This is a genomic window from Aquabacterium sp. T101 (assembly GCF_057219775.1).
Genome location: NZ_JBXVVZ010000007.1, coordinates 144,090 through 170,181 on the forward strand (window position 1 = coordinate 144,090; position 26,092 = coordinate 170,181).

The following is a 26,092-nucleotide window of genomic DNA, read 5'->3' on the forward strand; positions in this document are numbered from 1 at the left end:
GCCCGGGCGGGCAGGCACGGGTTCGCGTGCGAGGGTGGCACGCCTCTTCGGTGCCTCGTGGTGGGCGGTGCGCGGCGGTGGCTCCCTGGGCCGCGGCGAGGCGCGCAGGGCCGGGGTCGGCGCGCGTGAGCGCGCTTCGTGAACTGACTCGCCGCGGCTGTCCGAGCGCAGCGAACGCAGTGAGCGAAGCGAGTTCGGCGGCGCGACCCCGGCCCGAGCACCGCAGCGAAGTCGTCGCGCAGCGACGACCGCGGACGCGGGAGCCGCCGCCGCGCACCGCCCACCACGACGCGCAGCACCACGCGCAGGCCCACAGGCCGGCAGATCCGCAGTCCTCGCTCAACCCCCCGACGCCACTACCGGCGGCACGGCCGGCAAGGCGCCGCCGAGCGCTGTCCAGCCGCCGTCCACCGCCAGCACGGTGCCGGTGATGTAGCTCGCGCGCGGCGACGCCAGGAACGCGATGGCTTCGGCGATCTCCTCGGGGCGGCCCATGCGGCCCATCGGCGTGCGGTGGTGGATCGACGTGGTGTTGAGCGCGCCCTTGGCTTCCAGCGCCTCCACCAGCGCGGTGCGCACGTAGCCCGGAGCCACCGCGTTGACGCGCACGCCCCGGTCGGCCCACTCGCAGGCCATCGACTTCGTCATCGCCACGATGCCGGCCTTGGCGGCACCGTAGGCGTTGCGCATCGGGATGCCCAGGGTCGACGCGATCGAGCCAAGGTTGACGATGGCACCGTCGCGCTGCGCCAGCATCGTGCGGCCGACCTCGCGGCTCATCAGGAAGGTGCCGCGCAGGTGCACGGCCAGCACGCGGTCAAAGGCGTCCACGCGCTGCTGCTCGGTCGTCGCGGCCTGGTCGCCGATGCCCGCGTTGTTGACCAGCACGTGCACCACGCCGCCGCTCCAGGCCAGCACCGCGCGCACGGCGTCGGCCACCGACGCCTCGCTGCTCACGTCGCAGGCCAGGCCCCGATGCTGCGGCCCGAGCGAGGCGGCACGCTGTGCTGCTGCGTCGCCGTCCAGGTCCGCGATGGCCACGCGCAGGCCGTCGGCGGCAAGGCGTTGCGCGGTGGCCCAGCCGATGCCGCTGGCACCGCCGGTGACGACGGCCACGCGGCCCGCGGTGCCTGCCGGGTTCAAGACCGCGACTCCACGCTCGGCATCGGCCGGCGACGAATCAGCCGCGTCTCCTGCGCCACGATCAGGTGGGCCGACGCCGAAAGGTAGGCCGGGAAGTCCGGGTGCGTGTCGCGCGCATGGCAGCGCTGCTCGTAGTCGGCCAGGCTGTCGTAGCCCCAGAGGTGCACGAACTGGTTCTGCGGCCCGACCAGGCTGGTCCAGAAGCCCAGCGGGGTGCCCAGCGTGCTCAGCAGGATCGGCATCGCCAGGCGGTCGAACACCTCGACGAACTCGGCCATCCGGCGCGGTGCGATCGTGTAGACGCGGTGGTCCACCAGCGCCTTGGTCAGCGACGCGTCAAGCGGCATGGCGCTGCTCCTCGGTGGTGCCGCGCGCCTGCGCGGCGATGGCACGGCCGGCGACCCAGCCGAAGGTCATGTTGGGGCCGAGCGTGATGCCCGCGCCGGGGTAGTTGCCGCCCATCATCGACGCGCGGTCGTTGCCCACCGCCCACAGGCCCGCGATCGGCGCGCCCCGCGTGTCGAGCACGCGGCCGTCGGGCGACGTGGCCAGCCCGTCGAAGGTGCCCAGGTCGCCCATCACCACCTTCACCGCGTAGTACGGGCCGGCGCCGATGGGCGCCACGCAGGGGTTCGGCCGGTTCGCCGGGTCGGCCAGGTAGCGGTTGAAGCTCGTGCGGCCGCGGCCGAACTGTCGGTCCTCGCCGTGCACCGCGCCCTCGTTGTACTCGGCCACCGTGCGCTCGAGCTGCGCGCCGTCGATGCCGCAGGCCGCGCCCAGCTCGGCCAGCGTGCGGCCCTTCATCAGGTAGCCGTTGCGCAGGAAGCGGCCCACCGGCATCGGCGCCGGCTTCACGTAGCCCAGGCCGTACTTCGACAGCGCGGCCTGGTCGCATACCAGCCACATCGCCGACTCGCGCTCGCCAGCGCAGGCCTCGATCATCGCGGCGCCCACGTCGTGGTAGCTCTCGCTCTCGTTGCAGAAGCGCCGGCCCTGGCGCGTGACGCCGATCACGCCGGGCTTGTAGCGGTCCAGCAGGTGCGGGAACACGCCCATGCGGCCGTCGCCCATCGGCACGCGCGACACCGGCATCCACGCCGACGTCGACTGGAAGCGGATGTCGAAGCGCGCGCCGGCCGCCTCGGCCAGCGCGATGCCGTCGCCGGTGTTGCCCTCGGGCACCGGCGAGTGGTGCTCGCCGCCGCGCGCCAGGTGCGGGTAGGCGCGGCCGATGCGCTGCCGGTCGTGCGGGAAGCCGCCGCAGGCCAGCACCACCGCGTGGCGCGCGCGCACGGTGACCGACTTGCCGTCGCGCAGCAGTTCGGCGCCGCGCACCGCGCCGCGCTCGGACACCAGGCGCTTCGCAGGCGACGAGGTCCAGATCGGCACGCCCAGGTCGAGTGCGGACTTGGCCAGCCGCGCCGCCAGCGCATTGCCGCTGGTGACCTGGATGCCGCGGCGGTACAGCGCCAGCTCCTTCAGGTGCGTGACGAGGCGCTTGCACACGTACCAGGCCGACGCCAGCGACTTCGTCGCATTGAAGAAGTGCTTCAGGTCGGCGTTGCTCGAGTTGAACATCATGCCGATGAAGGTGATGGTGGCCAGCGGCGGCCGCAGCCGCGCCATGTCGGCCCCGAGTTCGCGGATGTCGAACGGCGCGGCCAGGATCGATCGGCCGATGTCGACGCCGCCCGGCACCGTGGGGTGGTAGTCGGGATACAGCGTCGGCACGAACCTGACGCTGGTCTCGCGCTCGAACCATTCCACCATCGCCGGGGCGTGGTCGAGGAAGGTGTCCACCGCCGCCGCGTCGAAGAACGCGCCGCACTCGTGGCGCAGGTACTCGCGCGCCGCCTCGCGCGTGTCGGCGGCGTTCTGCCTGCGACCGTGCGACGAGCCCGGGATCCACAGCACGCCGCCGGAGAACGCCGTCGTGCCGCCAAACACCGGCTCCTTCTCGGCCACGATCACGTCCAGGCCGGCCTTGCGCGCGGTGATCGCGGTGGACAGGCCGCCGGCGCCGGAGCCGATCACCAGCACGTCGCAGTCGAGGGTTTCTTTCATCGGGGTACTCCGGTGCCGGCGTGGGCCGGGGTGGTGGTCTGGTTGAAGCCGGGGCGCGGCACCATGTCCATCAGCATGCATTGCAGGCCGCCGTCGACCAGCAGCTCGGTGCCGTTGACATACGCGGCGCGATCGGACAGCAGGAACAGCACCGGGTCCGCGATGTCCTGCGGCTCGCCGACGCGGCGGCAGGCGGTGACGGCGGCGCGCGCGGCCTCGAAGCCGGGCACCTCGTAGAACTTCGCCGACAGCGCGGTGCGGATCATGCCGGGGCACACCGCATTGCTGCGCACGCCGCGCGGTCCCCACTCGGCGGCCAGCTGCTTGTTCAGCAGCAGCACGCCCGCCTTGCTCGGGCTGTAGGCGCCGCTGCGCGTCTGCGGGTGCAGCGCGGCGATCGACGACACGTGGACGATGGCGCCGCGCCCCACGTGCAGCATGTCGCGCCCGAACTCGCGCGCGCACAGCCATTGACCGGTGAGGTTGGCCGCGAGCACGGCGTTCCAGTCGTCGAGGCTGCCCTCGTCGAGCGAGCCGGCGCGCAGGAAGCCGGCGTTGTTGACGAGGCCGAACACCGGGCCGAGGGTCTCGCGCACGCGCAGCGCGGTGTGGCGCACCGCCGCCTCGTCGGCGATGTCGCAGCCCACGCCCACCGTGGGCACGCCATGCGCGGCGGCGATGGCCTTCGCCACGTCCTGGGCCACGTCGGTCTTGCGGTCGATCACCGCCACGGCGGCACCGGCCGCGCCCAGCGCCTGGGCCGTGGCCAGGCCGATGCCGCTGGCCGCGCCGGTCACGGCACACACGCGCCCGGTCAGCCCGAGCCAGTGCCTGGAAGGGTCGCTCATCGTCGTAGTCTCCTCGGGGCGCATGGTGGGCGAGCCGGTGCGGCGGGGCAATCGACAGTTGCGGCCAATGACCGGACAATTCGTGCATCGCCGCGCCGTCGCGGCCGGGCCACGTCGATGCGAAGCATTCCCCATGTATCCCTCTACGGCGACCCGTCGCCAGCGGGCAGCGTCGACCTCGTCCACTGCGAGCGCATCCCGGAGCGATCGAGCCTGTTCAACTGGGAGATCGAGCCGCATGTGCACGACGCGATGCTGCAGGTGCTCTTCATCGAGAAGGGTGGCGGCGAGGCCGTGATCGGCGACCGGCGCTGGGTGCTGGAGCCACCGTGCCTGGTGGTGGTGCCGGCGCTGTGCGTGCACGGCTTCCGCTTCCGGCGCGACATCGACGGCCCGGTGGTCACCGCGGCGCAGCGACCGCTGGAGACCCTGCTCGACGCGCTGGCGCCCGAGCTGCGCCGACATGTGCGCGAACCGGCCGTGCTGGCGGTGGACCGGCGCGGACGCCACCGCGCCGCGCTGGTGCCGCTGTTCGACGCCATCGCGCGCGAGATGCGCACCACCGGCGTGGGCCAGGCGGCCGCCGGCGTGGCGCTGCTGGCGGCGCTGGTGGTGCAGATCGCCCGGGTGGCGGCCAGCGGCGTCGGCGTGGCCGGCGACCTGCGCTCTCGCAAGGCCGGGCACGTGGAGCGCTTCCGCGCGCTGCTCGACGCGCACTTCCGCGAGCGCTGGCCGGTGGCCCGCTATGCGCGCGAGATCGGGGTCACGCCGGGGCAGCTCGGCCGGCTGTGCCGCGACGGCATGGGCTGCTCGCCGCTGGACGCGGTCAACGCCCGCGTGCTGCAGGAGGCGCAGCGTTCGCTGGTGTACTCCACGCTCGGCATCAAGCAGGTGGCCGCCGAGCTGGGTTTCGACGACGAGGCCTACTTCGGCCGCTTCTTCCGCAAGCACGCCGGCATGCGGCCCACCGAGTTCCGCGTCGCGGGGCGGCGCCGGCTGGCCGGGCCCACCGGGCCGGGCGCCTAGCGCCCGCGCCTCAGGCCGAGGCGGGCGCTGGCGCGTGCGCGCCGCCGAGGAACAGGCGCTCGATGTTCGGGTCGGCCAGCAGCTCGCCGGCGGGCTTGTGCAGCACGAGGCGGCCCGACTCCAGCGCGATCGCATCGTCGGCCAGCTTCAGCGCGCTCTTGACGTTCTGCTCGACCATCAGCACGGTGACGCCCTGCTCGTCGGCGAGCCGGCGCAGCAGCCGGAACACGTCGGCCACCACCAGTGGCGACAGGCCGATGCTGGGCTCGTCGATCAGCAGCACCTTGGGACGCAGCAGCAGCGCGCGGCCCACTTCGAGCTGCTTCTGTTCGCCGCCCGACAGCGACGACGCGGCGCTGTGCAGCCGCTCCTTGACGCGCGGAAACAGGTCCAGCACCTCGGGGATGCGCTCGTGCGTGGTCTTCATGCCCAGCGTGATGCCGCCCAGTTCCAGGTTCTCGAACACGGAGAGCTGGCCGAACAGGTTGCGCCCCTGCGGCACGAAGGCCACGCCGTGCTCGGTGAGCAGCTGCTTGGCGGTGGCGCCGGTGATGTCGCGGCCTTCGAGCCGGACGCGGCCCTGGCGCACCTTGAGCAGGCCGAACAGGGTCTTGAGCACGGTGCTCTTGCCCGCGCCGTTGGGCCCGAGCAGTAGCGTGATCTTGCCGCGCTGCGCCTTGAAGCTCAGGTTGTTGAGGATCATGAACTCGCCGTAGCCGGCCAGCACGTCCTCGAACTCGATCGCGGTGGTGTCGGTCATGGGCTCAGTTCCCGAGGTAGGCGTCGAGCACCTGGCGGTTGGCACGGATCTCGGCCGGCGTGCCGACGGCCAGCACCTTGCCTTCGACCATCACCAGGATGCGGTGGCACAGGTCCATCACGAAGTCCATGTTGTGCTCGATCACGACGAAGCTGCCCTTGCGGGTCTGGTTCAGCTCCTTGAGCAGCGTGCTGATGCCGCCCACCAGGCTCGGGTTGACGCCGGCGCAGGGCTCGTCGAGCAGCACCAGGTCGGGGTCGCTCATGAAGGCCATCGCGATGTCCACCAGCTTCTGCTGGCCGTAGCTCAGCTCGCCGGCCTTCTTGTGCGCCACATGGCGGATGCGGAACTGGTCGATCAGCGCGTCGGCCTTGTCGCCCAGGCCCGAGTCGCCGGGCGCGAACATCCGGCTCCACATCGAGCCGTGATGCTCCTGTGCGGCCACCAGCAGGTTGTCGCGCACGGTCATCTTGCCGAACACCTGCAGGGTCTGGAAGGTGCGTCCCACGCCGCGCTGGTTGAGTTGCTGCGGGCTCAGGCCGGTGATGTCCTGGCCGTTGAGCTCGATGCGGCCTTCGTCCGGGTCGATCTGGCCGAGCACCGAATTGAACATCGTCGTCTTGCCCGAGCCGTTGGGCCCGATGACGCCGAAGATCTCGCCGGGCATGACCTCGAAGCTCACGCCGTCCACGGCCTTGATGGCGCCGTAGGCCTTCTTCAGGCCGCTCACCTTGAGCACGGGGCCGGTCATGGCTGGGCTCCGACCTTGGCGGCGGCCTCGGCGCGGGCCTGCGAGGCCTCGCGCGCCAGGCGCCGGGCGCGCAGCTTGTCGGGGATCGACAGCAGCCCGTCGGGCAGCCACAGCATCAGCAGCACGACGGCGGTGCCGAACACGAACAGGTACCAGCCCTGGGCGAAGCGCAGCCATTCGGGCAGGATCACGCCCACCGCCGAGCCGAGCAGCGGCCCGAAGAAGTAGCCGGCGCCGCCGACGACGACGATCAGGTACATCATGATCGACGCGCCCACGGTGAAGGGCGCGGGCTCGATGAACTCCACCAGCGGCGCGAACAGCGCGCCCGCCACGCCGGCATACACCGCGCCGATGGCGAAGCTGAGCAGCGTGTAGGCCTGGATGTTGACGCCCAGGCTCTCGGCGCGGATCGGGTTGTCGCGCAGCGCGGTGAACGCCTTGCCCCAGGGCGACGCCAGCAGCTTCCACAGCAGCGCGCACATGATCACGGTGACGCCGAGCACGAAGTAGTAGTACGACAGGTTGCTGTTCAGGCTCAGGCCGAACAGCTCGGGCCGCGCGATGTTGTTGATGCCGAAGGTGCCGCCCGTGAGCCATTCCTCGTTGCGCATCACCAGCCACAGCGCGGTGTTGAAGCCCAGCGTGGCGAAGGCGAGGTAGATCGTCTGCACGCGCAGCGCCGGGAAGCCCAGGCCCAGGCCGATGAGGAAGCAGCCCAGCATCGCCAGCGGCAGCCCGATCCAGAAGCTGATGCCCGCCTTGAGCAGGATCGCCACCGTGTAGGCGCCGATGCCGAAGAACGCGGCATGGCCCAGGCTCTTCTGGCCGGCGTAGCCGATGGTGAGGTTCAGGCCCATCGTCGCGATGACGAACACGAGCCAGTAGCTGAACAGGTAGACGCCGTAGTTCTTGAGGAAGGGCGGCACGAACAGCAGGACGGCGGCGAGCACGAGCCCGATTGCCAGGTGAAGCTTGTTCATACCTTTCGCTCCACCTTCTTGCCGAGCAGGCCCTGCGGCTTGAACAGGATCACGATCATGAAGATGATCAGCGCCACGGCGTCCTTGTAGGCCGGCGAGATGTAGGCCGCGGCGAGGTTCTCGCTCACGCCGACGATCACGCCGCCCAGCAGCGCACCGCGGCTGTTGTTGAAGCCGCCGATGATCGCGGCGAAGAACGCCTTGGTGCCCAGCGACTCGCCCATGTCGAACTTGGCGAGGTAGGTCGGCGTGACCAGCAGCGCGGCGGCGCAGGCCAGCACCGCGTTGATCGCGAAGGTGTAGAAGATCATGCGCGGCACGTTGATGCCCAGCACGGTGGCGCTCTCCGTGTTCTGGGCCACCGCCTGCATCGCGCGGCCGGTGACGGTGCGGGCCAGGAAGGCCTGCGTCGCCAGCACCAGGCCCAGCGCCAGCAGCAGCGTGCCGATGTCGGCCAGCGTCACGTTGATGCCCGCCACGGTGAACAGCTTGTTGGCGAACATCGACGGGAACGGATGCGCCTCGGCCGAGTAGCCGGCGCGGATGCCGTTGCGCGCCGCGATGGACAGGCCGATGGTGGCCACCACGATGGGCATCAGCCCGTAGCGCAGCAGCGGGTCGGCGATGCCGCGCTTGAAGGCCCAGCCCAGCACCACCACCGCCACGCAGCAGGTGGCCAGGAAGGCCATCGGCAGCGGGAAGCCCATGGCGCCGAAGGCCAGCATCATGAAGGCCGGCAGCATCACGAACTCGCCCTGGGCGAAGTTGATCGTGCCGCTGGCCTGCCACAGCAGGGTGAAGCCCAGCGCCGCCAGGGCGTAGATCGATCCGGTGGCCATGCCGGAGATCGTGAGTTGGAGGAAGTCGGTCATGTCAGCGGCGTCGGCGTCGCGGGGCGGTGTGGGGCATGGGTCGTTTCTCCTGCGGCGGGCGCGGAGCGCGACGATAGAAAGCCGGCCTGCCACTGGCAAGGCGTATCCACCCTGAACGCGCGATAATCGCGCACCTTGCGCGATAACCGTTCGCTTCACGGGTAAGTCCTTATGCCGCAACGCTCATCGCGGGCCACGCATGCGCCCATCGAGAAACGCGACCTGGTCGAAGGCCTGGGCAAGGGGCTGCGCCTGATCGAGGCCTTCGACGAGGACCATCCGCAGCTCAACGCGAGCGAGGCCGCCGAGCGCGCGGGGCTCACCCGCACCGCGGCGCGCCGCTACCTCCTGAGCCTGGTGCACTACGGCTACGCCGCCACCGACGGGCGCCAGTTCTGGCTCTCGCCCCGGGTGCTGCGCCTGGGCGAGAGCTACCTCGGCACGGCCCGCCTGCCGCGCATCGTGCAGCCCTTCATCCAGCGCGTGTCGGCGCAGATCGGCCACACCGTCAACGTCAGCGTGCTCGACGGCCACGAGATCGTGTACGTGGCGCGCTCGAGCCCGCCGCGCTGGGTGACCATCGGCTACAACGTGGGCGTGCGCATCCCTGCGCACGTGGTGACGCCGGGCTACATCGCGCTGTCGCGGCTGGACGATGCCGCGCTCGACGCCTGGATCGCCGAGCACGACTTCGTGCGCTTCACGCCGTGGACGACGGTCGACCCGGCCGAGTTCCGGGCCCAGGTGCTGCAGGCGCGCCAGCTCGAGTACTGGCACACCGAGTCGTCGCTCGACCCGGGCCTGCGCGGCATGTCGGTGGCGCTGCTCGACCGCAAGGGCCGCTGCGTCGGGGCGGTCGGCTCCACGATGCCGATGACGGCCTACCGCGACAGCGCGCACATGCTGGAGGTGGTGCTGCAGCCGCTGCAGGAAGCGGCGCGCTCGGTGCGGCCGCTGCTCTGACTTGAGGCTCCTCAAACGGCCCGGTGCCGGCGCGGCCTAGAGTGGCTGCGAGTCATGCAACGAGGAGCGAACATGATCAAGAACCTGCTCGTGCCGCTGGACGGCACCGAACTGTCCGAGCGCGCCATGACCGAGAGCATCGGCCTGGCGCGCCAGCTCGGCGCGTCGATCGTCGGCTTCATCGCCGAGCCGGAGATGCCGCTGCCGGACATGAGCACGAACCTGCGCAACTACCAGCGCCGCACGGCGCGGCACGAGGTGGCCACCGACACCCACGCGCACGACCTGCTGGCCACCTTCGGCGAGCGGGCACAGAACGCGGGCGTCACGTTCTCCGGTCGCCACCAGCGCACCGACCGCATCGACGCGGCGATCGCCGACCTGGCCGACGAGCTGGACGCCGGCATGATCGTGATGGTCACGCATGGCCGCGGCGCTTTCGGCGGCCTGCTGTTCGGGTCGCACACGCGCAACGTGCTGGCGCGCACCAAGGTGCCGGTGCTGGTGCTGCACTGACCGGGGCCCGCCCGCTCGCCGGGGGCGGGCGCGTGGCCGCTGCGCCTAGGCGCGCGCTGCCTCGACCGCCGACACCGCCGCGCGCAGCGCGAGCAGATAGCTGTCGACGCCGAAGCCGCAGATCTGTCCCTTGACGATCTCGGCGAACACCGACACGTGGCGGAACGGCTCGCGCGCGTGGATGTTGCTCATGTGCAGTTCGACGATCGGGCAGGTCAGGATCGCCAGCGCGTCGCGGATGCCGTAGCTGTAGTGGGTCCAGGCGCCGGCATTGATCAGCACCGCGTCCTTGCCCTCGGTGTAGGCCTGATGGATGCGGCGGCACATGTCGCCTTCGCTGTCGGTCTGGAAGCTTTCCACGTCGGCGCCCAGCTCGCGCCCCAGGGCCTGCAGCTGCGCGTCGATCTGGGCCAGCGTGATGGTGCCGTACTGCTTCGGGTCGCGCTTGCCGAACATGCCGTGGTTGATGCCGTGCAGCATCAGGATCTTGTGTGCCATCGCGGGCTCCGGGAGGAAGGGGTAAGGGGTCAGACCAGCGGGATTGTCAGCGCATCGATGGCTGCCCGCGTGGGCGGACGCACGCCGCGCCACCACAGCCAGGCCTCGGCCGCCTGCTCGACGAGCATGCCCACGCCGTCGACCAGGCGTGCCGCGCCGCCCTCGCGCGCGGCGCGCAGGAAGGGCGTCAGGCCCTTGCCGTAGGCCAGCTCGTAGGCCAGCGCCGCGCCGGCGAACACCGACGGCGGCACGGCCAGCGCCTGCCCGGCCAGCGTGGCGCTGGTGGCATTGAGCACGATGTCGAAGCGCTCGCCGCCCAGGTCGTCGAGGCCGCAGCCGGCCACCGGGCCGTGCGCGGCGAACAGCGCCGCCAGCTCGTGCGCCTTGGCCGCCGTGCGGTTGGCCACGACCAGGGCCGCGGGCTGCGCCGCCAGGAAGGGCTCCAGCATGCCGCGCACCGTGCCGCCGGCGCCCAGCACCAGCACGCGCTTGCCGCGCATCGGCAGGCCAAGGTTGTGTTCCACGTCGTGCGCCAGGCCGATGCCGTCGAACATCTCGGCCAGGATACGGCCGTCGGGCTCGAACTTCAGGCAGTTGGCCGACCCCGCCGCCTCGGCGCGCGGCAGCCGCTGCGTGGCCAGCGCGAACGCGTCGAGCTTGAACGGCGTGGTGATGTTGCAGCCTTTGGCGCCGCCGTCGCGGAAGGCGAGGGCCGCCGGCGCGAAGCCGCCCAGCGGCGCCTCGACCAGGCCGTAATGGACGTCGTGGCCCAGGGCCACGGCGAAGCCGTTGTGGATCAGCGGAGACTTGCTGTGGCCGAGGGGATGGCCGAAGAGGGCGTAGCGGTCGGTCATGGCAGGGTGCGTCGGACCCTGCCATTCTGGGGCCACGCGCGACGCCTCAGGGGCGTTCCAGGCGCAGGATCTGTCCGTCCTCGCTGTCGGTCAGCACGTAGAGCCAGCCGTCGGGCCCCTGGCGCACGTCGCGCAGGCGGGCGCGACGGTCGACCAGCAGCGCATGCTCGGCCAGCACGCGGCGGCCGTCGAGTTCGAGCCGCACCAGCTTCTCGGCGCGCAGCGTGCCCATGAACAGCTGCCCCTTCCAGGCCGGGCCGTAGCGGTCGCTGGTCAGGAAGGCCAGGCCCGACGGCGCCACCGACACCGGCACCCAGTGGCGCAGCGGCGGCACCACGTCGGCGCGCTCCGTGCCTTCGCCGATGCGCGTGCCGCTGCCGTAGTTGCGCCCATAGGTGACGACCGGCCAGCCATGGTTGGCGCCGGCGGCCACCACGTTCAGTTCGTCGCCGCCCTGCGGGCCGTGCTCGGTGGTCCACAGCTCGCCGGTGACCGGATGCAGCGCCCCGCCCTGCACATTGCGGTGGCCGTAGCTCCAGATCTCCGGCCGCGCGCCGGCGCGGCCGACGAACGGGTTGTCGGCCGGCACGCGGCCGTCGTCCTCGATGCGCACGATCTTGCCGAAGTGGTTGTCCAGCGTCTGCGCGTCGTCCTTGCGGTGGAAGCGGTCGCCGAGCGTGACGAACAGGCGGCCGTCGCGCGCGAACACCAGGCGCGACCCGAAGTGGTTGCCGCCGCCGACCTTGGAGATCTGTCGGAACACCACCTGCACGTCGGCCAGCCTCCCGCCGTCGAGGCGGGCCCGCGCCACCGCGGTGCCGGCGCCGCCCTCGCCGGGCTCGGCAAAGCTCCAGTAGACGAGCCGGTTGTCCGCGAACTTCGGATGCAGCACCACGTCGAGCAGGCCGCCCTGGCTGCTGGTGAACACCTTTGGCAGCCCGGCGAGCGGGGCGCCCAGGCGGCCGTCGCGCTCGACGATGCGCATGCGGCCGGGCCGCTCGGTCACGAGCAGGCGGTCGTCGGGCAGGAAGGCCAGACCCCAGGGGTGGTCCAGGCCGCGCGCCACCATCACGGGCTTGAGGTCGGGTTCGCGGGCGCGGGCGGGCGCCAGCGGGCCCAGTGCGGCGCCGGTGGCCAGCAGGGTCGAGAAGGTGCGTCGTTTCATGGGCCCGATGGTGCCCAGTCCGGCAAGACCCCACCCGCCCGCAGGCTAGCGCGCCAGCCGCGCGATGCGCCCGTCGTCGGTGAGCAGGTAGAGCCAGCCGTCCGGCCCCTGGCGCACATGGCGGATGCGGCGGTTCAGCGCCTTGGCCGCAGCCACCTCCTCGCGCAGCGTGACGGTGTTGCCGGCGTCGATCACCAGGCGCCACAGGGTCTGGGTCGCCAGCGCGCTGACGAACAGGTGGCCCTGCCACTCGGGGAAGCCGTTGCCGGTGTAGAACGCGATGCCGCCCGGCGCGATCGAGGTCGGCACCCAGAACGACTTCGGTTCCTCGTAGGTGGGTGCGTGCGTGCCGCCGCCGACGCGGCAGGCGTCGCCCACCGGCGCGCCGTAGGGGCAGCCGTAGCTCACCAGCGGCCAGCCGTAGTTGCGCCCGGGCAGCACGCGGTTGACCTCGTCGCCGCCCTGCGGCCCGTGCTCGGTGAGCCACAGGTCGCTGGTGCCCGGCCGCACCGCCGCGCCCTGCGGGTTGCGGTGCCCGCGGCTCCACAGGCCCGGCAGTGCCCCGGCGCCGAAGGACGGGTTGTCCGTCGGGATGCTGCCGTCGCGGTTCAGGCGCACCACCTTGCCCTGGGTGCGCGCGACGTTCTGCGCCCACTGCGTGCCCGGCACGGACGGGTCGTCCTGGCCGCGGTCGCCGGCGGTGACGAACAGCGTGCCGTCGGGGCGGAAGGCGATGCGCGAACCGTAATGGTTGCCGCCGCTCACCTTGGGCGCCTGGCGCCATAGCACCGACACGTTCTGCAGCGCATTGCCCACGAGGCGCCCGCGCGCCAGTGCGGTGCCCGAGCCGCCAGTGCCGTCCTCGGCGTAGGTGAAGTACACCCACGGGTCGGTGGCGAAGTCGGGGTCGAGCTGCACGTCGAGCAGGCCGCCCTGGCCGCCGCTGTTCACGGCGGGCACGCCGCTCACCGTGGCCAGCACCGACGCGCCGTCGGCCGACACGATCACCATCGATCCGGCGCGCTGGGTGACCAGCATGCGCCCGTCGGGCAGGAACGCCAGGCCCCAGGGGCTGGTCAGCGTCACGCCCAGCAGCGTGGCCGTCGGCGGGCCGGCCGGCGGTGGCGGCGGAGGAGGAGGGGGTGGGGGCGCGGGCGAGCCGGGGTCACCGCCCCCGCCACCGCAGCCGGTGCCGCCGGCCGCGGCCAGGGTGAAGGCGGCCCCCAGGGCCAGCAGGCGTCGACGCGAGGGATCGTCCATCGGCGCGAGCGTACGGTGCTTCGGCGACCGGCCTGCAACCAACTGCAAGCGGCGCCGGCGACCGCGCGCTACAGGTTGCCGGCGAACAGGCGGCGCACGAACAGGTCCTTGAAGCTGTGCGCGTCGTCCAGGCCCAGGCGCTCCAGGTAGGCGTGGGGCGCCTCCTTGCCCTCCCACAGGCTGCGCACCGCCATCTGCACCAGCTCCATCGGGTGCTGGCTGGCGTGCTTGAGCTTCTTCAGGGCGCGCACGATGTGCAGCTCGTCGTCGGTGAGGTCGGTGCCGAAGGGGAAGTCCGGCAGCAGGCCGGCCTCGGCCCAGGGGTGCAGCGTCGCCTGCAGCACGTCTGGCAGGTTGCGCCGGTAGCGCTCGGGCACCGCGTAGCCGGCCGGCAGCTTGCCGTGGCGCTTGGCCGCGCGCACGAGGTCGTCCTGGAAGCGCGAGTCGGCCACCGCGATCAGGCGCTGGATCACTTCCGAGTCGGGCTGGCCGCGCAGGTCGGCCACGCCGTACTCGGTGACCACGATGTCGCGCAGGTGCCGCGGGATCGTCACATGACCGTAGTTCCAGACGATCGACGAGCGCGGCCCGTCGCGGTGTTCGTGGGTGGCGCGCAGCATCATCACGAGCCGCGCGTCGGGCAGCGCATGCGCCATCGCCACGAAGTTGTACTGCCCGCCCACGCCGCTGACCACCTCGCCGGTGTCGAGCGCGTCGCTCACCGCGGCGCCCAGCGCGGTGACCATCATCGTGGTGTTCATGAAGCGCGCCTTGGTGCGCTGCGCGCGCTTGAGCTCGCCCTGGCCGTAGAGCTGGTTGATGAAGTCGATGCGCGTCATGTCGATGCGGGCCAGGTCCGCCGGCGCCATGCTGCGCAGGCGCTCGTAGAAGTCCTGCGGGCCGAGGAAGAAGCCGCCGGTCATGAACACGCCGTGCATCAGGCGCGGGCCGAGCAGCCGCGCGGCGACGGCGTCGAAGGCGGCCGGGTCGCGCAGGTCGGCGCTGAAGCGCTCGGCGCCAGCCACCAGCACCGCGCCGTCCAGGCGCACGTCGGCGCGCAGCACGCCGTAGTGCTGCAGGAAGGCCAGGTCGTCGGCCGTCAGCGGGCCGTGGACGCGGCCGGCCTCGAGCAGCGCGCGCAGCGTGTCTGGGGTGACGGTCTCGTCGACGATGCGGCCGCTGTTGACCAGCCGCTGCAGCACCACGTCGCCGAACACCTCGCGCCGGATGATGCCGGCCTCGATCAGGCGCAGGAAGCCGTTGACGAACATCTCCGAGCAGCCGTACAGGCCGCGGTCGAAGCGCCCGGTGAGGCGGCCGTCCAGGCCGTCCGGGCACAGAGACTCGAGCAGGCGCCGGTACTCGGCGCCGTGGCGGTCGCGCACGATCAGCGCCTGCGCGATCGCGTCCCCCAGCGAGCCGATGCCGATCTGCAGCGTGCCGCCGTCTTCCACCAGGCTGGCCGCATGCAGGCCAATGGCGTAGTCGGCCGCGCTGACCTTGTTGTTGGGCGCGCCGAACAGCGTGTGCGTGGCCTGCGGGTCGGTCACGACCACGTCGAACATCGATGGCGCCACCTCGGCGCCGTTGGGCATGAAGGGCATCCTGCGGTTGATCACGCCCACCTTGAGCAGCGGCTTGCCGAGTTCGGCATAGCGCTCGATCACCTCGAAGGTGACGTCAGGGTTGCTCGACAGCGACAGGCGCAGGTCGTCGCCGTCGCCTCGCGCGGCCACCGCCTGCGCGATCACGTTCATGCCCTGGACGCCCATGTCGCGCGCGACGAAGGTGTAGTTGGTGGAGATGTAGCCCTGCTGGGCCACGGCGTTGCCGAGCCAGTCGCCGGTCTTCATGAAGAACTCGCGCACCTCCACGTTGGGCGGCAGCGCGTTGGCCCGCAGGTCGCGCACGTAGTCGAGGTCCGGGTAGTCGCCGAACAGGCGCTCGACCAGGGGCTCGAGGAAGTGCTGCTCCAGCTCGCTCTTGCCTACCGGCCTGGCCAGCGACAGCGCGGTCACGATGCGCAGCCGGCGCGCCGGGTTGGCCTTGATGCGGCGGTACAGCGCATTGGCGAACGGGTTGGGCTTGCCGATGCCCAGCGGCAGGCCGAGCACGATATCGCCCTGCACGGTGTCGAGCACATGATCGACCGCGGCGTCGATGCGGTCGATGAACAGGGGCTTGGCGTCGGCGGTCATGGTGCTTTCCGGTGGAAGAGGAACGTCTTCCACTGTGAGCCGCCGCCGCGCGCTCGGGTTTGCGCTGCGTCAGTCCATGCCGACGCTGGCCTCGACGCGGAAGAACTGCTCGGCGCGGCGGTTGGCCTCGCCGCGGTGGTTGTTGCGGCCCTCGGGTGTCAGGTCGAAGTCGACCCGCGCGGCCTGCACGGCCCGGCAGGTCATGTACGACGAGGCCTGGGGCGAGCGCAGGTCGTCGAGCCGGCTGCCCAGCAGGTCGCTCAGCGTGGCCTTGCGCCGGAACAGCGCCACGTGGCTGGCGAAGTCGGTGTAGCGGGTGGCCTGCAGCGAGCGCGCGCAGTCGAAGAAGTCGGTGTCGCCGCAGAAGCCCGGCAGCGCCGCGTCGTACAGGCCGTGGGCGCGCTGCCCGAGGTGCGTGGCCAGCTGCAGGATCGCGTCGAGCATCGCGTTCTGGTAGGCATGCGCGTGGGCGTAGAGCAGGTCCTCGCAGCTCTCGCACACCGGCGCCAGCGTGGACACCAGCCACTCCAGCAGGCTGCCGCGCTGGTCGCGCTGGCGCTGCACGAGGCCGCGGTCGAACGCGCTGAACGCGGCCGGGTCGGGGCCGATGCGGCTGCAGGCCTCGTCCTCCCAGGCCGCCATCAGCTCGGCGTCCGAGCGCACGGCGCGGCCGGCGTTGGGCATCAGTTCGCCGCGCACGAGCAGCCGGCGCGCCTGGTCGTCCCAGGCGAAGGCGATGCGGCGGTAGGCGATCGGCCAGTCCGACAGCGAGCTCACGTTGAGCTCCAGCAGCGGGCGGCGGTCGATCGCCGTGTGCAGCGCCCAGAAGCCGCGGTGGGTATGGGCCGACAGGTACACCAGCGGATGGTCCAGCGTGTACATCAGGTGGCGCAGCAGCAGGCGCGACGGCAGGCCGAGCGACTGCCAGTTGTGGTGCCCGGCGAACACCACGATGTCGCCGCGCCGCGCCGCCGCCTCCACCCAGGGGCGCACGGCGTCGACCTGGTCGTTGTGCACGTGGCCGACGCTGCCGGGGCTGCGGCCCATCACGGTGTCCCAGGCGCTGACCAGCGGCCCGGCCTGGTTGGTGTCGAGCCCGACGATGACCACGCCGCGCGGGGCGCCGGGCGCCCGCGGCAGGCGCAGCAGCTGTGCCAGGAACGAGTCGGCATAGCGGTAGCCGTCGAGCAGCCGGGCTTCGACCGCCGCCAGGAATGCGTCGGGCGCCGGGTTGCGCCAGCTCACGCGATGCTCGCCGCGGTCCGGCGGCACGGTCAGCCCGGGCGCGTCGCGCATCCGCTGCGCGTGCTCGCGGAGGTAGAGCTGGATGAAGCCGCGCTTGCTCAGCGCCTCGTCGGCGCCGCGGTGCCGGCTGTCGTCGGGGGCGGCGCCGCGCCGGCAGGCGCGGTTCCAGCGCTGCGCGTCGGTGTCGAGCACCGCGTCGAGGATGTTGTAGCCGTAGATGCCGAACATCAGCCCGTCGTGGTTGCCCGGCAGGATCGCGCCGGGGCGTCCGGCGTCGCGGAAGATGCGCGTCATGCGCTCGGCTTCCGAGCGGCACGACAGGTCCATCACGTCGCCCAGGTGCACGTAGGGCTCGCCCGGATGCCGCTGCAGCGCCCACTCCAGGATGCGGCGCCCGAACAGGGGCTGCTCCGGCGGGCGCTGCGCCACCTCGACGAAGGCGTCCACCGCGCTGTCGTTGTCGTGCAGCGGATAGCCGGTGGACTCGTGCTCCTGCGTGTCGCCCACCGCGATGAACGGCCGCGTCAGGTCGCGGTAGGTGCCCGGCGGTTCGGCACCGGGGCCTTTCTGCGGCACGAAGCCGGCGCAGGCGCCCAGCAGCAGCGCGAGGCCGGCGACGGCCAGTCGCGCCGCGCGGCTCGGCAAGCTCGGTTGGGCGGGGGCAGGGCGTTCCATGTCGGTCAGTACAGGCTGGGCGGGAACAGCTTGAACACCAGGTTCTCCACCCGCTGCCAGGCGGTCCGCGCCGGCTGCCGCGTCAGCGTGCCGGCGTCGCTGTGCCACTGCAGCGAACCGTCGCCGCGAAGCTCGACGCGCCAGCTGTTCGCGCCCTGGAAGTCGCGCTCCATGGCGTCGGCCAGGGCCCGCGCCAGCGGCGTGCCGTCGACCCGCACGCCCATCTCGGCATTGATCACCTCCGAGCGCGGGTCGAGGTTCATCGAGCCGACGAAGGCCCGCTCGCGGTCGATCACCATCGCCTTGGTGTGCAGCCCGACGAAGCGCGACCGCACCGGCGCGGTGTCCACCAGGGTGGCCTTGACGGCCGGGTCCGGGCGCAGCTCGTGCAGTGCCACGCCGGCCTGCAGGATCGGCCGGCGCCAGGTCTCGTAGTGGCTGTTCACCGCCGGCACGTCGTGCGAGGCGAGCGAATTGGTCAGGATGCGCACCGACACGCCGCGGGCCGTCAGGCGGCGCAGGTCGTCCAGGAAGCGCGCGTCGGGAATGATGTAGGCGTTGGTGATCAGCACCTCGCGCCGCGCACTGAGCAGCAGTTCGCGGAACGCGTCGGGCATGTGGTTGCGCGTGGCGGGATCGCGCGACGGCGAGTCGGTATGCACCGCGCTGCGGCCCGGATGCAGCGACGCTGCCAGTCCGGCCATCTCGCCGGCCCAGGACCGCTGACCCGCCAGTTCCAGGCGGGCGCGGGCGTCGGTCTGCAGGGCCTGCATTGCCGCGCGCGCGGCGGCCGACGGCGCCGGCGCCGCGCTGCCCGGGGCCGCGCGCGGGATGCGCCGCACCCAGTCGCTGTTCCAGTAGCGGTCGAACACCGCGCTGGCCTGCCGCGCCACCGGGCCCACGCCGAGCACGTCGAGGTCGTGGAAATTGAACTGCGCGTTCAGGCCGAAGTACTCGTCGCCGATGTTGCGCCCGCCGAGGATCGCGGTGCGGTTGTCGGCCACCATCTGCTTGTTGTGCATGCGCCGGTTCAGGCGCTCGAAGTCCCACACCGACTCTGCGGCCCGGCCGATGAGCCCGCGCTCGCGCCAGGCATTGAAGACGCGGATCTCGATGTTGGGGTGGCGGTCCAGCTGCGCCAGCGCCTCGTCGCGCAGCTCCACGCTGCCCATGTCGTGCAGCAGCGTGTTCAGGTCGTCGAACAGCAGCCGCACCCTCACGCCGCGTTCGGCGGCGGCCACCACGCGTGCCAGCAGCAGCTGCCCGACCTTGTCGCCGAACCACACGTAGTACTGCAGGTCCAGCGACTGGCGGGCCGAGTCCACCACGGCCAGGCGCCACGCCAGGGCGTCCTGGTTGGCCAGCAGCAGTCGAAATCCCGAGGCCGCTTCGCCGTGGCGCGCGGCAAACGCGCGTTCCACGTCGGCCAGCGGGCCGTCCGACGCCGGGGCCAGCGCCTGGCCGGGCGGCGGCCGCGGCAGCGGCGGCGCCGTGGCGCAGCCGGCGGCCGACAGCACCAGCAGGCCGGCGGCCAACGCTCGCAGCGCAGCGTTCCAGAAGGGCACGAGCGTCGGAATTCGAACCATGGGATGTGCCGGCACTGTATCGGGCGCCGCCTTGCGGCACCATGCGGGGGTTGCCCGGCCGCGACGCGCGGCCGGGCCCAGGACGGGAGGAACCGATGACGGAAGGTGCGGGCAGGACGCCGGTGCGACCCGGGGCGGCGGGCCGCGCCGTGGCCGCGACCGCACTCGCCGTGGTGCTGGCCGCCTGCTCGTCCGCGCCGCTGCTGGCCTACCAGCCGCAGGACCCGCCCGCGGTGAGCCTGCCGCTGGCGGCGGCGGGCGTCACCGACGCCCGGCCGGCGTTCGGTGCCCTGTTCCTCCGCGAGCTGCGGCGTCGCACCCCCGACGCGACCAGCGACGACTGGCTGCACGGGCCGGCCGGCGCGCACGCCGAACCGGCGCTGGAACGGATCGAGCGACGCTTTGCCGCGCGCCGCGCCGGCACGGCCGTGCTGGTGGTGCCCGGCCTGTTCGGCGACTGCGTCGACGACCAGTCGGTGCCCTTCGGCGATGGCGTGCGCCGTGCGCGCGAGGACGAGGCCGAGGCGGCCTATGCGCAGTACGCCGACCTGGGCCTGCATTCGGTACGGCTGGCCAACCTGCCCGGCCGCGGCTCGCCGCAGCGCAACGGCGAGCGCCTGGCGGAGGCGGTTCGGGCCCTGGCACGCCAGGCCGGGGTGCAGCGCATCGTGCTGCTGACGTATTCCAAGGGCACCACCGACGCGCTGCATGCCGTGACCGAGCTGGCGCGCGACGGCGCGGGCGTGCCGCTGGCCCTGGTGTCGGTGGCCGGCGTGGTGATGGGCACCCCGCTGGCCGACCGCTACGAGGCGCTCTACGGCGCCGTGGCCGGCCGCATCTCGCCCTTCGACTGTTCGCCGTCCGAGGGCGGCGAGGTGGCCGGCATCACGCGCCGCGAACGCCTGCGCTGGATGGCCGTCAACCCGCTGCCCGCCGGCCTGGCCCGGTTCTCGGTGGTCGCCCATGCGACGCCACAGGAGACGGCGCCGCTGCTGCAGGCCACGCAGCGCCTGCTGGCGCAGGTGGATCCGCGCAACGACGGGCAGATGATCGCCGCCGATGCCGTGCTGCCGGGCGGTGCGCTGCTGGCCGAGGCGCGCGCCGACCACTGGGACGTGGCGCTGCCGCGCAACCGGCATCCGAACCCGATCGTGCGCGCCACCGCGTCGGGCCGCGACTATCCGCGCGAGGCGCTGTTTCGCGCGATGATGCGCTGGACCGTGGCCGAGATGCCCTGACCCGCTACCAGGAGACCCCACGATGAAGCTTCGCATCGACCCGGCGGCCAGAGCCGCGCTGCTGGCGCTTGCCTTCGCCCTGGGCACGGCGCCGGCCGGCGCCGCCGACCGCAGCCAGGACGTGAACTTCGCCAAGGGCCAGAGCAGCCGCCAGCTGACCGGCTCGCTGGCCGGCAGCGACACGGTGGTCTACCGCGTTCGCGCGGCAGCCGGCCAGACGCTGAAGGTGACGATGAGCGGCTCCAACGCGTCGGCCTACTTCAACGTCGGCCTGGCCGGGGCGCCCTGGGCCATGTTCGTCGGCAGCACCAGCGGCAACGAGGCGACGCTGCGGCTGCCCACCGACGGCACCTATGCGGTCAGCGTGTACCTGATGCGCAATGCGGCGCGGCGCGGCGAGACCGCGCGCTACACGATCGACGTGGCCGTGACCGGCGCACCGCTGGCCGCGCTGCCCGGCGCGCGCGACGCGAAGATCAAGGGCACCCAGTACCACGCGCAGGCCAGCGTGCCCTGCCACGCCGCGGGGGGCCGCTGCGACGCCTACGTGGTGCGCCGCGGCAATGACGCCACGGCCACGGTGGAACTGCGCGCCGCTGCCGGCCTGGTGCGGCGCGTGCTGTTCGTGAAGGGCCAGCCGGTGGCGGCCGACACCTTCGACGCGGTGAGCGGCGAGCGCAGCGGCGACGTCACCCTGGTGCGCGTGGGCAGCGACGAGCGCTACGAGATCCCCGACGCGCTGCTCACCGGCGGCTGAGCCGCCACGCCGCCCCTAGGCCGGCACGGCGGCCTCGACCACCATCTGCACGCGCTGCTGGCCCTGCCATTCGTCGAGCGACAGGCGGTAGGCCAGCCGCACGCGCTCGCCCAGCGGCTCGGTGCGGCCGAACCAGATCGCCTCGCGCACCTGCCCGAGATGGCGCACGCGCAGCTTGAGGTGCTTGTCGGCCACCAGTCGCTGGCCGACCACGTCCACCACGTCGCAGAACAGCGGCGGTTCGAAGGCCTGGCCCCATACCTGGGCCTCCAGCGTGCCCACCGTCTCGGCGTTGTAGTACTCGGCCGCCAGCGGCCCGTCGGTCAGCAGCCGGCGCGTCAGCGTGGCCGCGTCGAGCCACTCCCGCGCCACCTGCTGCAGCGCGGTGTCGAAGGTGTCGAAGTGCTCCTCGTCGAGCGTGCAGCCGGCGGCCATCGCATGCCCGCCGAAGCGCTTGAGCACGCCCGGGTGCCGCTTGGCCACGAGGTCCAGCGCGTCGCGCAGGTGAAAGCCGGGGATCGACCGGCCCGAGCCCTTGAGCGAGCCGTCCTGTGCCAGCGCGAACACGAAGGTCGGTCGGTGCAGGCGGTCCTTCAGGCGACCGGCCACGATGCCGACGACGCCCTCGTGGAAGTCGGGGTCGAACAGGGCCACGGCGGGCGGCGCGCCGTCGTCGCCCTCCTCGGGCACCAGGTGCTCCAGCGCGGCCTCGGCCTGCTCGCGCATGCCCGCCTCCACCTCGCGCCGCTCCCGGTTGATGGCGTCGAGCTGCTGCGCCAGTTCGGCGGCGCGGCCGGGGTCGTCGGTGCTCAAGCACTCGATGCCCAGCGTCATGTCGGCCAGCCGGCCCGCGGCATTGACGCGCGGCCCGAGCAGAAAGCCGAAGTCGAAGGCCGCGGCGCGCGCCGGCTCGCGCCGCGCCACCGCATACAGCGCCGCCAGACCCGGCACCATGCGCCCGGCGCGGATGCGGCGCAGCCCCTGCGCCACGAGGCGGCGGTTGTTCGCGTCGAGCTTCACCACGTCGGCCACGGTGCCCAGCGCCACCAGGTCGAGCAGCGCGTCCAGCCGGGGCTGCGATGCGGCGTCGAAGCGCCCGCGCGCGCGCAGCTCGGCGCGCGTGGCCAGCAGCACGTAGAACATCACGCCCACGCCGGCCAGCGCCTTGCTCTCGAACGGGCAGCCCGGCTGGTTCGGGTTGACGATGCAGCTGGCGTCGGGCAGGCGCACCCGGCCGTCCACCAGCGCGGGCAGGTGGTGGTCGGTCACCAGCACGGCCAGCCCCTGCGCGCGCGCGTGCGCCACGCCGTCGAAGCTGGCGATGCCGTTGTCCACCGTGACCAGCAGGTCCGGCCGGCCGTGGCGGTGTGCGAGGGCCAGGTCCACGATGGCCGGCGTGAGGCCGTAGCCGTGGACCGTGCGGTCGGGCACCACGTAGCCCACCGTGCCCGGCGCGGCGCCCAGCATGGCCAGGCCGCGCAGGGCCACGGCGCAGGCGGTGGCGCCGTCGCAGTCGTAGTCGGCCACGATGCAGAGGCGCTTGCGCGCGTCGATGGCGTCGGCCAGCAGGCGCGCCGCGTCGTCGATGCCCGCCAGCGTGGCGGGCGGCAGCAGTCGCGCCAGGCCGTCGTCGAGCTCGTCGGCGCTCTTCACGCCGCGTGCGGCGAACAGGCGCGCCAGCAGCGGATGCACGCCGGCGCCTTCCAGGGCATGGGCGGTGCGAGGGGGGACGTCGCGGGTGTCGAGCAGCGGTTCGGTCACAGGGTGGCGAGCAGGTCGCGCACGGGGCGCGCGGGTTGGAAGGGGCGGACGAGACGCTGCCAGAGCGTCGGCGCGGCGGGCGCCAGCGTCACCGACGAGCGCTCGCCGCATAGCGTGATGCGCGTCGGTTTGCGCTCGCCGATCGTCGCGTCGAGCGCGGCCCAGGCCTCGGCCCAGCCCGGCCCGTCGCCGGCCAGGGCGGGTGCGACGAGGCGCTCGTCGAGCACGGCGTCGTGTGCGGCCTCGTCGCGGCGCACGCCGCAGCCTGACAGCCAGAACGAGTTCAGCGCCAGCGCGCCGGCCGCCTCGCGCGCGGCGTTGAGCGGGTGCGCATGCAGCAGCATCTGCACCTCGTTCTGCAGCCGGCGCACGAGGCGGGCCTCGCGCTGGGCCGGCAGCCAGCGGTCCACGTTGCGGCCCACCGCGCGCTCGATCGACGCGGTGGACAGCGTGGCCAGCATCGGGTGCGACGCATACCAGCGCAGCGGCGCGCCCCAGGCCATCGTGAAGCCCTCGCTGTCGAACAGCGGGCGCACCGCGTCGAACGCGGCGCGTGAGGCGGCCGCGTCGAGCGCCAGCTCGCGCGGGTCGGCCAGGTGCACCGCGTCGGTGCCCACGCGCCAGTGCACCGGCGTCAGCAGGCCCCACGGGCGCGTGCCCACGTCCACGCCGTCGGCGGCGGCCAGCCTTGCCGCCCAGGGCAGCGGCGCATCCACGGGCCAGCCCAGCGCGCGCGCCAGGGCGCGCTCGTGCGGCAGCGACGGCGTGTCGTCGTCGCCGTCGTCGCGCCCGGTCACGGCCGCGCGGTCGCACCAGGCCTGCAGATGGGGCAGGCTCAGTCCCGCGAGCGCTTCGCGCTGCGCCTCGGGCGACGCCGCGGCGCGCGCGGCAAAGGGAACGATCAGGTGCACCGGCGGATTATCCGAGCCCCCTTCGCCGTGGGTGATCCGGCCCCTCCGGTAGGATGCCGGCCGGATGAACCTGGGCACCCCCTTCGAGTGGCAGATCGGCTGGCGCTACGTGCGCGCCGGCCGCAGCGGTCGCCGCAACGGCTTCATCTCGTTCATCTCGCTGATCTCGATGCTGGGCATCGCGCTCGGCGTCGCGGCGCTGATCGTGGTGCTGTCGGTGATGAACGGCTTCCAGAAGGAGGTGCGCGACCGCATGCTCAGCGTGATCGCGCACGTGGAGCTGTTCGACCCGTCGGGCACCGCGCTGGCCGACTGGCGTGCCACCGCCGACGCGGCGCGACGCGCGGCCGCGGGCCAGGTGCAGGGCGCCGCGCCCTACGTGTCGGCGCAGGTGCTGGTGGCGCGAGGCGACGAGATGCGCGGCGCGCTGCTGCGCGGCATCGTGCCCGCCGAGGAGGCCTCGGTCACGCCGCTGGGCGCGCAGATGAAGGACGGCGCCTTCGCCCAGCTGCAGCCCGGCGCCTGGCGCATCGTGCTCGGCGTGGAGCTGGCGCGCTCGCTGGGCGTGCGCGCGGGCGACAGCGTCACCGTGGTCACGCCGTCGGGCCAGGTCACGCCGGCGGGCGTGGCGCCGCGCCTGAAGGCCTTCACCGTGGCCGGCACCTTCGACAGCGGCCACTACGACTACGACAGCGCCTATGCGCTGGTGCACCTGGACGACGCGGCCACGCTGCTGCGCACCGGCGGCGCCACCGGCGTGCAGCTGCGCCTGACCGACCTGCATGCCGCGCGCACCGTGGCCTCGCAGATCGCCGTCGCGCTGCCGCCCGGCCTGGCGGTGCGCGACTGGACCCGCACCAACCGCAACTGGTTCGACGCGGTGCAGCTCGAGAAGCGCCTGATGTTCATCATCCTGACGCTGATCGTCGCGGTGGCGGCGTTCAACCTCGTCAGCACGCTGGTGATGACGGTGACCGATAAGCGCGCCGACATCGCGATCCTGCGCACGCTGGGCGCCAGCCCGCGCTCGGTGATGGCGATCTTCGTCGTGCAGGGCGCGCTGGCGGGCATCGTCGGCACGGCGGCGGGCGTCGCGCTGGGCCTGGCCATCGCGTTCAACGTCGACGTGATCGTGCCGGCGCTGGAACGGCTGCTGTCCACCAGCTTCCTGCCGGCGAGCATCTACGTCATCAGCCGCATGCCGAGCCTGCCGCTGGCCAGCGACATCGTGCCGATCGCGCTGATCTCTCTGGCGCTGGCCTTCGTGGCCACGCTGTACCCGAGCTGGCGCGCCAGCCGCGTCAACCCGGCCGAGGCGCTGCGCTATGAGTGAACCTTCGGCGCCGGGCCCGGTGCTGGCCTGCCAGGGGCTGGCCAAGCGCTTCCACGACGGCGAACTGGACGTGCAGGTGCTGCGCGGCGTGGACCTGGACGTCGGCCGCGGCCAGACGCTGGCCATCGTCGGCGCCTCGGGCTCGGGCAAGAGCACGCTGCTGCACCTGCTGGGCGGGCTGGACGCGCCGAGTGCCGGCCGGGTGCAGCTGGCCGGCCGCGACTTCTCCGCGATGGACGCCGCCGCGCAAGGCGCCTGGCGCAACCGCCACCTGGGCTTCGTCTACCAGTTCCACCACCTGCTGCCGGAGTTCACCGCGCTCGACAACGTGGCGATGCCGCTGCGCATCCGCCGCATGGGGCTGGCGGAGGCGCGCGTCGCGGCGGCGGACACGTTGGCCAAGGTGGGCCTGGCCGCGCGCGGGCAGCACCGCCCGTCCGAGCTGTCCGGCGGCGAGCGTCAGCGCGTGGCGATCGCGCGCGCGCTGGTCACGCGGCCGGCCTGCGTGCTGGCCGACGAGCCCACCGGCAACCTCGACCGCGAGACCGCCGACGGCGTGTTCCGCCTGATGCTTGACCTGGCCGCGGCCGACGGCACGGCCTTCGTGCTGGTCACGCACGACGAGCAGCTGGCCGCGCGCTGCGGCGCGGTGCGGCGGCTGGTGCGCGGCGTGCTGGGCTGAGCC

Annotated in this window: 24 protein-coding genes; 7 read left to right on the forward strand and 17 right to left on the reverse strand. The window is 72.8% G+C overall.

Features of this window, described 5'->3' with window-relative positions; genetic code table 11:
* Positions 1-339 precede the first annotated feature (339 nt).
* Genes AC2EAQ_RS16230 through AC2EAQ_RS16245 form a run of 4 tightly spaced genes read right to left on the reverse strand, consistent with a single transcriptional unit; the run spans position 340 to position 4,055 of the window.
* Positions 340-1,143: an SDR family NAD(P)-dependent oxidoreductase gene (locus AC2EAQ_RS16230; protein WP_484645390.1), complete on the reverse strand. Its 804-nt coding sequence runs from the start codon at positions 1,141-1,143 to the stop codon at positions 340-342.
* Positions 1,140-1,490 carry an NIPSNAP family protein gene (locus AC2EAQ_RS16235; protein WP_484645391.1) on the reverse strand — a complete coding sequence of 117 codons (351 nt, stop codon included), beginning with the start codon at positions 1,488-1,490 and terminating at the stop codon, positions 1,140-1,142. The genes AC2EAQ_RS16230 and AC2EAQ_RS16235 overlap by 4 nt, the downstream gene beginning before the upstream one ends.
* Positions 1,480-3,207, reverse strand: a complete 1,728-nt coding sequence (locus tag AC2EAQ_RS16240) for an FAD-dependent oxidoreductase (RefSeq protein ID WP_484645392.1) — start codon at positions 3,205-3,207, stop codon at positions 1,480-1,482. Before AC2EAQ_RS16240 ends, AC2EAQ_RS16235 begins: the two co-directional genes overlap by 11 nt.
* On the reverse strand, positions 3,204-4,055 hold the full coding sequence (locus AC2EAQ_RS16245; RefSeq protein ID WP_484645393.1) for an SDR family NAD(P)-dependent oxidoreductase: 852 nt from the start codon (positions 4,053-4,055) through the stop codon (positions 3,204-3,206). Before AC2EAQ_RS16245 ends, AC2EAQ_RS16240 begins: the two co-directional genes overlap by 4 nt.
* Positions 4,056-4,172: 117 nt before the next feature.
* Between AC2EAQ_RS16245 and AC2EAQ_RS16250 the strand changes: the two genes are divergently transcribed.
* A complete protein-coding gene (locus AC2EAQ_RS16250; RefSeq protein ID WP_484645394.1) occupies positions 4,173-5,081 on the forward strand; it encodes a helix-turn-helix domain-containing protein in 909 nt (302 codons plus the stop codon).
* Positions 5,082-5,091: 10 nt separating this feature from the next.
* Here AC2EAQ_RS16250 and AC2EAQ_RS16255 read toward each other — a convergent pair whose 3' ends face one another.
* Genes AC2EAQ_RS16255 through AC2EAQ_RS16270 form a run of 4 tightly spaced genes read right to left on the reverse strand, consistent with a single transcriptional unit; the run spans position 5,092 to position 8,447 of the window.
* Positions 5,092-5,841, reverse strand: a complete 750-nt coding sequence (locus AC2EAQ_RS16255; RefSeq protein ID WP_484645395.1) for an ABC transporter ATP-binding protein — start codon at positions 5,839-5,841, stop codon at positions 5,092-5,094.
* Positions 5,842-5,845: 4 nt separating this feature from the next.
* Complete coding sequence (locus AC2EAQ_RS16260) at positions 5,846-6,592, reverse strand: ABC transporter ATP-binding protein (protein ID WP_484645396.1); 747 nt, start codon at positions 6,590-6,592, stop codon at positions 5,846-5,848.
* Positions 6,589-7,575 carry a branched-chain amino acid ABC transporter permease gene (locus tag AC2EAQ_RS16265; protein ID WP_484645397.1) on the reverse strand — a complete coding sequence of 329 codons (987 nt, stop codon included), beginning with the start codon at positions 7,573-7,575 and terminating at the stop codon, positions 6,589-6,591. Before AC2EAQ_RS16265 ends, AC2EAQ_RS16260 begins: the two co-directional genes overlap by 4 nt.
* On the reverse strand, positions 7,572-8,447 hold the full coding sequence (locus AC2EAQ_RS16270; RefSeq protein ID WP_484645398.1) for a branched-chain amino acid ABC transporter permease: 876 nt from the start codon (positions 8,445-8,447) through the stop codon (positions 7,572-7,574). Before AC2EAQ_RS16270 ends, AC2EAQ_RS16265 begins: the two co-directional genes overlap by 4 nt.
* A 171-nt stretch (positions 8,448-8,618) precedes the next feature.
* Between AC2EAQ_RS16270 and AC2EAQ_RS16275 the strand changes: the two genes are divergently transcribed.
* Together AC2EAQ_RS16275 and AC2EAQ_RS16280 are read left to right on the forward strand one after the other, a co-directional pair.
* Positions 8,619-9,410 carry an IclR family transcriptional regulator domain-containing protein gene (locus AC2EAQ_RS16275; protein ID WP_484645399.1) on the forward strand — a complete coding sequence of 264 codons (792 nt, stop codon included), beginning with the start codon at positions 8,619-8,621 and terminating at the stop codon, positions 9,408-9,410.
* A gap of 72 nt (positions 9,411-9,482) precedes the next feature.
* A complete protein-coding gene (locus tag AC2EAQ_RS16280; protein ID WP_484645400.1) occupies positions 9,483-9,926 on the forward strand; it encodes a universal stress protein in 444 nt (147 codons plus the stop codon).
* A 45-nt stretch (positions 9,927-9,971) separates the two neighbouring features.
* On the opposite strand, the gene AC2EAQ_RS16285 is transcribed toward AC2EAQ_RS16280, so the two are convergent.
* The 7 genes from AC2EAQ_RS16285 to AC2EAQ_RS16315 all read right to left on the reverse strand — a co-directional run bounded on the left by AC2EAQ_RS16285 (position 9,972) and on the right by AC2EAQ_RS16315 (position 19,407).
* Positions 9,972-10,424, reverse strand: a complete 453-nt coding sequence (locus tag AC2EAQ_RS16285) for a type II 3-dehydroquinate dehydratase (protein WP_484645401.1) — start codon at positions 10,422-10,424, stop codon at positions 9,972-9,974.
* 29 nt (positions 10,425-10,453) lie between these two features.
* Positions 10,454-11,278, reverse strand: a complete 825-nt coding sequence (gene aroE, locus AC2EAQ_RS16290; RefSeq protein WP_484645402.1) for a shikimate dehydrogenase — start codon at positions 11,276-11,278, stop codon at positions 10,454-10,456.
* 46 nt (positions 11,279-11,324) lie between these two features.
* Positions 11,325-12,443 carry a PQQ-dependent sugar dehydrogenase gene (locus AC2EAQ_RS16295; protein ID WP_484645403.1) on the reverse strand — a complete coding sequence of 373 codons (1,119 nt, stop codon included), beginning with the start codon at positions 12,441-12,443 and terminating at the stop codon, positions 11,325-11,327.
* A 45-nt stretch (positions 12,444-12,488) separates the two neighbouring features.
* Entirely contained in the window at positions 12,489-13,703 is a 1,215-nt protein-coding gene (locus AC2EAQ_RS16300) for a PQQ-dependent sugar dehydrogenase (protein WP_484645404.1), read from the reverse strand.
* Positions 13,704-13,771: 68 nt separating this feature from the next.
* Positions 13,772-15,901 carry an acetyl-CoA hydrolase/transferase C-terminal domain-containing protein gene (locus AC2EAQ_RS16305; protein ID WP_484645405.1) on the reverse strand — a complete coding sequence of 710 codons (2,130 nt, stop codon included), beginning with the start codon at positions 15,899-15,901 and terminating at the stop codon, positions 13,772-13,774.
* 69 nt (positions 15,902-15,970) lie between these two features.
* The gene (locus AC2EAQ_RS16310) at positions 15,971-17,821 is read right to left on the reverse strand and encodes a hypothetical protein (protein ID WP_484645406.1); all 1,851 of its coding nucleotides are present in this window, start codon (positions 17,819-17,821) and stop codon (positions 15,971-15,973) included.
* Positions 17,822-17,826: 5 nt separating this feature from the next.
* Entirely contained in the window at positions 17,827-19,407 is a 1,581-nt protein-coding gene (locus AC2EAQ_RS16315) for a phospholipase D-like domain-containing protein (protein ID WP_484645407.1), read from the reverse strand.
* Positions 19,408-19,556: 149 nt separating this feature from the next.
* Here AC2EAQ_RS16315 and AC2EAQ_RS16320 point away from each other — a divergent pair, with 149 nt between their 5' ends.
* Both AC2EAQ_RS16320 and AC2EAQ_RS16325 read left to right on the forward strand, forming a co-directional pair.
* Complete coding sequence (locus tag AC2EAQ_RS16320) at positions 19,557-20,645, forward strand: hypothetical protein (RefSeq protein WP_484645408.1); 1,089 nt, start codon at positions 19,557-19,559, stop codon at positions 20,643-20,645.
* Positions 20,646-20,667: 22 nt separating this feature from the next.
* Complete coding sequence (locus AC2EAQ_RS16325) at positions 20,668-21,402, forward strand: hypothetical protein (RefSeq protein ID WP_484645409.1); 735 nt, start codon at positions 20,668-20,670, stop codon at positions 21,400-21,402.
* Between the two features lie 15 nt (positions 21,403-21,417).
* Here the strand turns inward: AC2EAQ_RS16325 and recJ are convergent, their stop codons facing one another.
* Positions 21,418-23,163 carry a single-stranded-DNA-specific exonuclease RecJ gene (gene recJ / locus AC2EAQ_RS16330; protein WP_484645410.1) on the reverse strand — a complete coding sequence of 582 codons (1,746 nt, stop codon included), beginning with the start codon at positions 23,161-23,163 and terminating at the stop codon, positions 21,418-21,420.
* Positions 23,160-24,074: a hypothetical protein gene (locus tag AC2EAQ_RS16335; protein ID WP_484645411.1), complete on the reverse strand. Its 915-nt coding sequence runs from the start codon at positions 24,072-24,074 to the stop codon at positions 23,160-23,162. Before AC2EAQ_RS16335 ends, recJ begins: the two co-directional genes overlap by 4 nt.
* Positions 24,075-24,144: 70 nt before the next feature.
* Here AC2EAQ_RS16335 and AC2EAQ_RS16340 point away from each other — a divergent pair, with 70 nt between their 5' ends.
* Positions 24,145-25,407, forward strand: a complete 1,263-nt coding sequence (locus AC2EAQ_RS16340; RefSeq protein ID WP_484645480.1) for a lipoprotein-releasing ABC transporter permease subunit — start codon at positions 24,145-24,147, stop codon at positions 25,405-25,407.
* Positions 25,400-26,089: an ABC transporter ATP-binding protein gene (locus AC2EAQ_RS16345; RefSeq protein ID WP_484645412.1), complete on the forward strand. Its 690-nt coding sequence runs from the start codon at positions 25,400-25,402 to the stop codon at positions 26,087-26,089. Before AC2EAQ_RS16340 ends, AC2EAQ_RS16345 begins: the two co-directional genes overlap by 8 nt.
* The last annotated feature ends 3 nt before the right edge of the window (positions 26,090-26,092 follow it).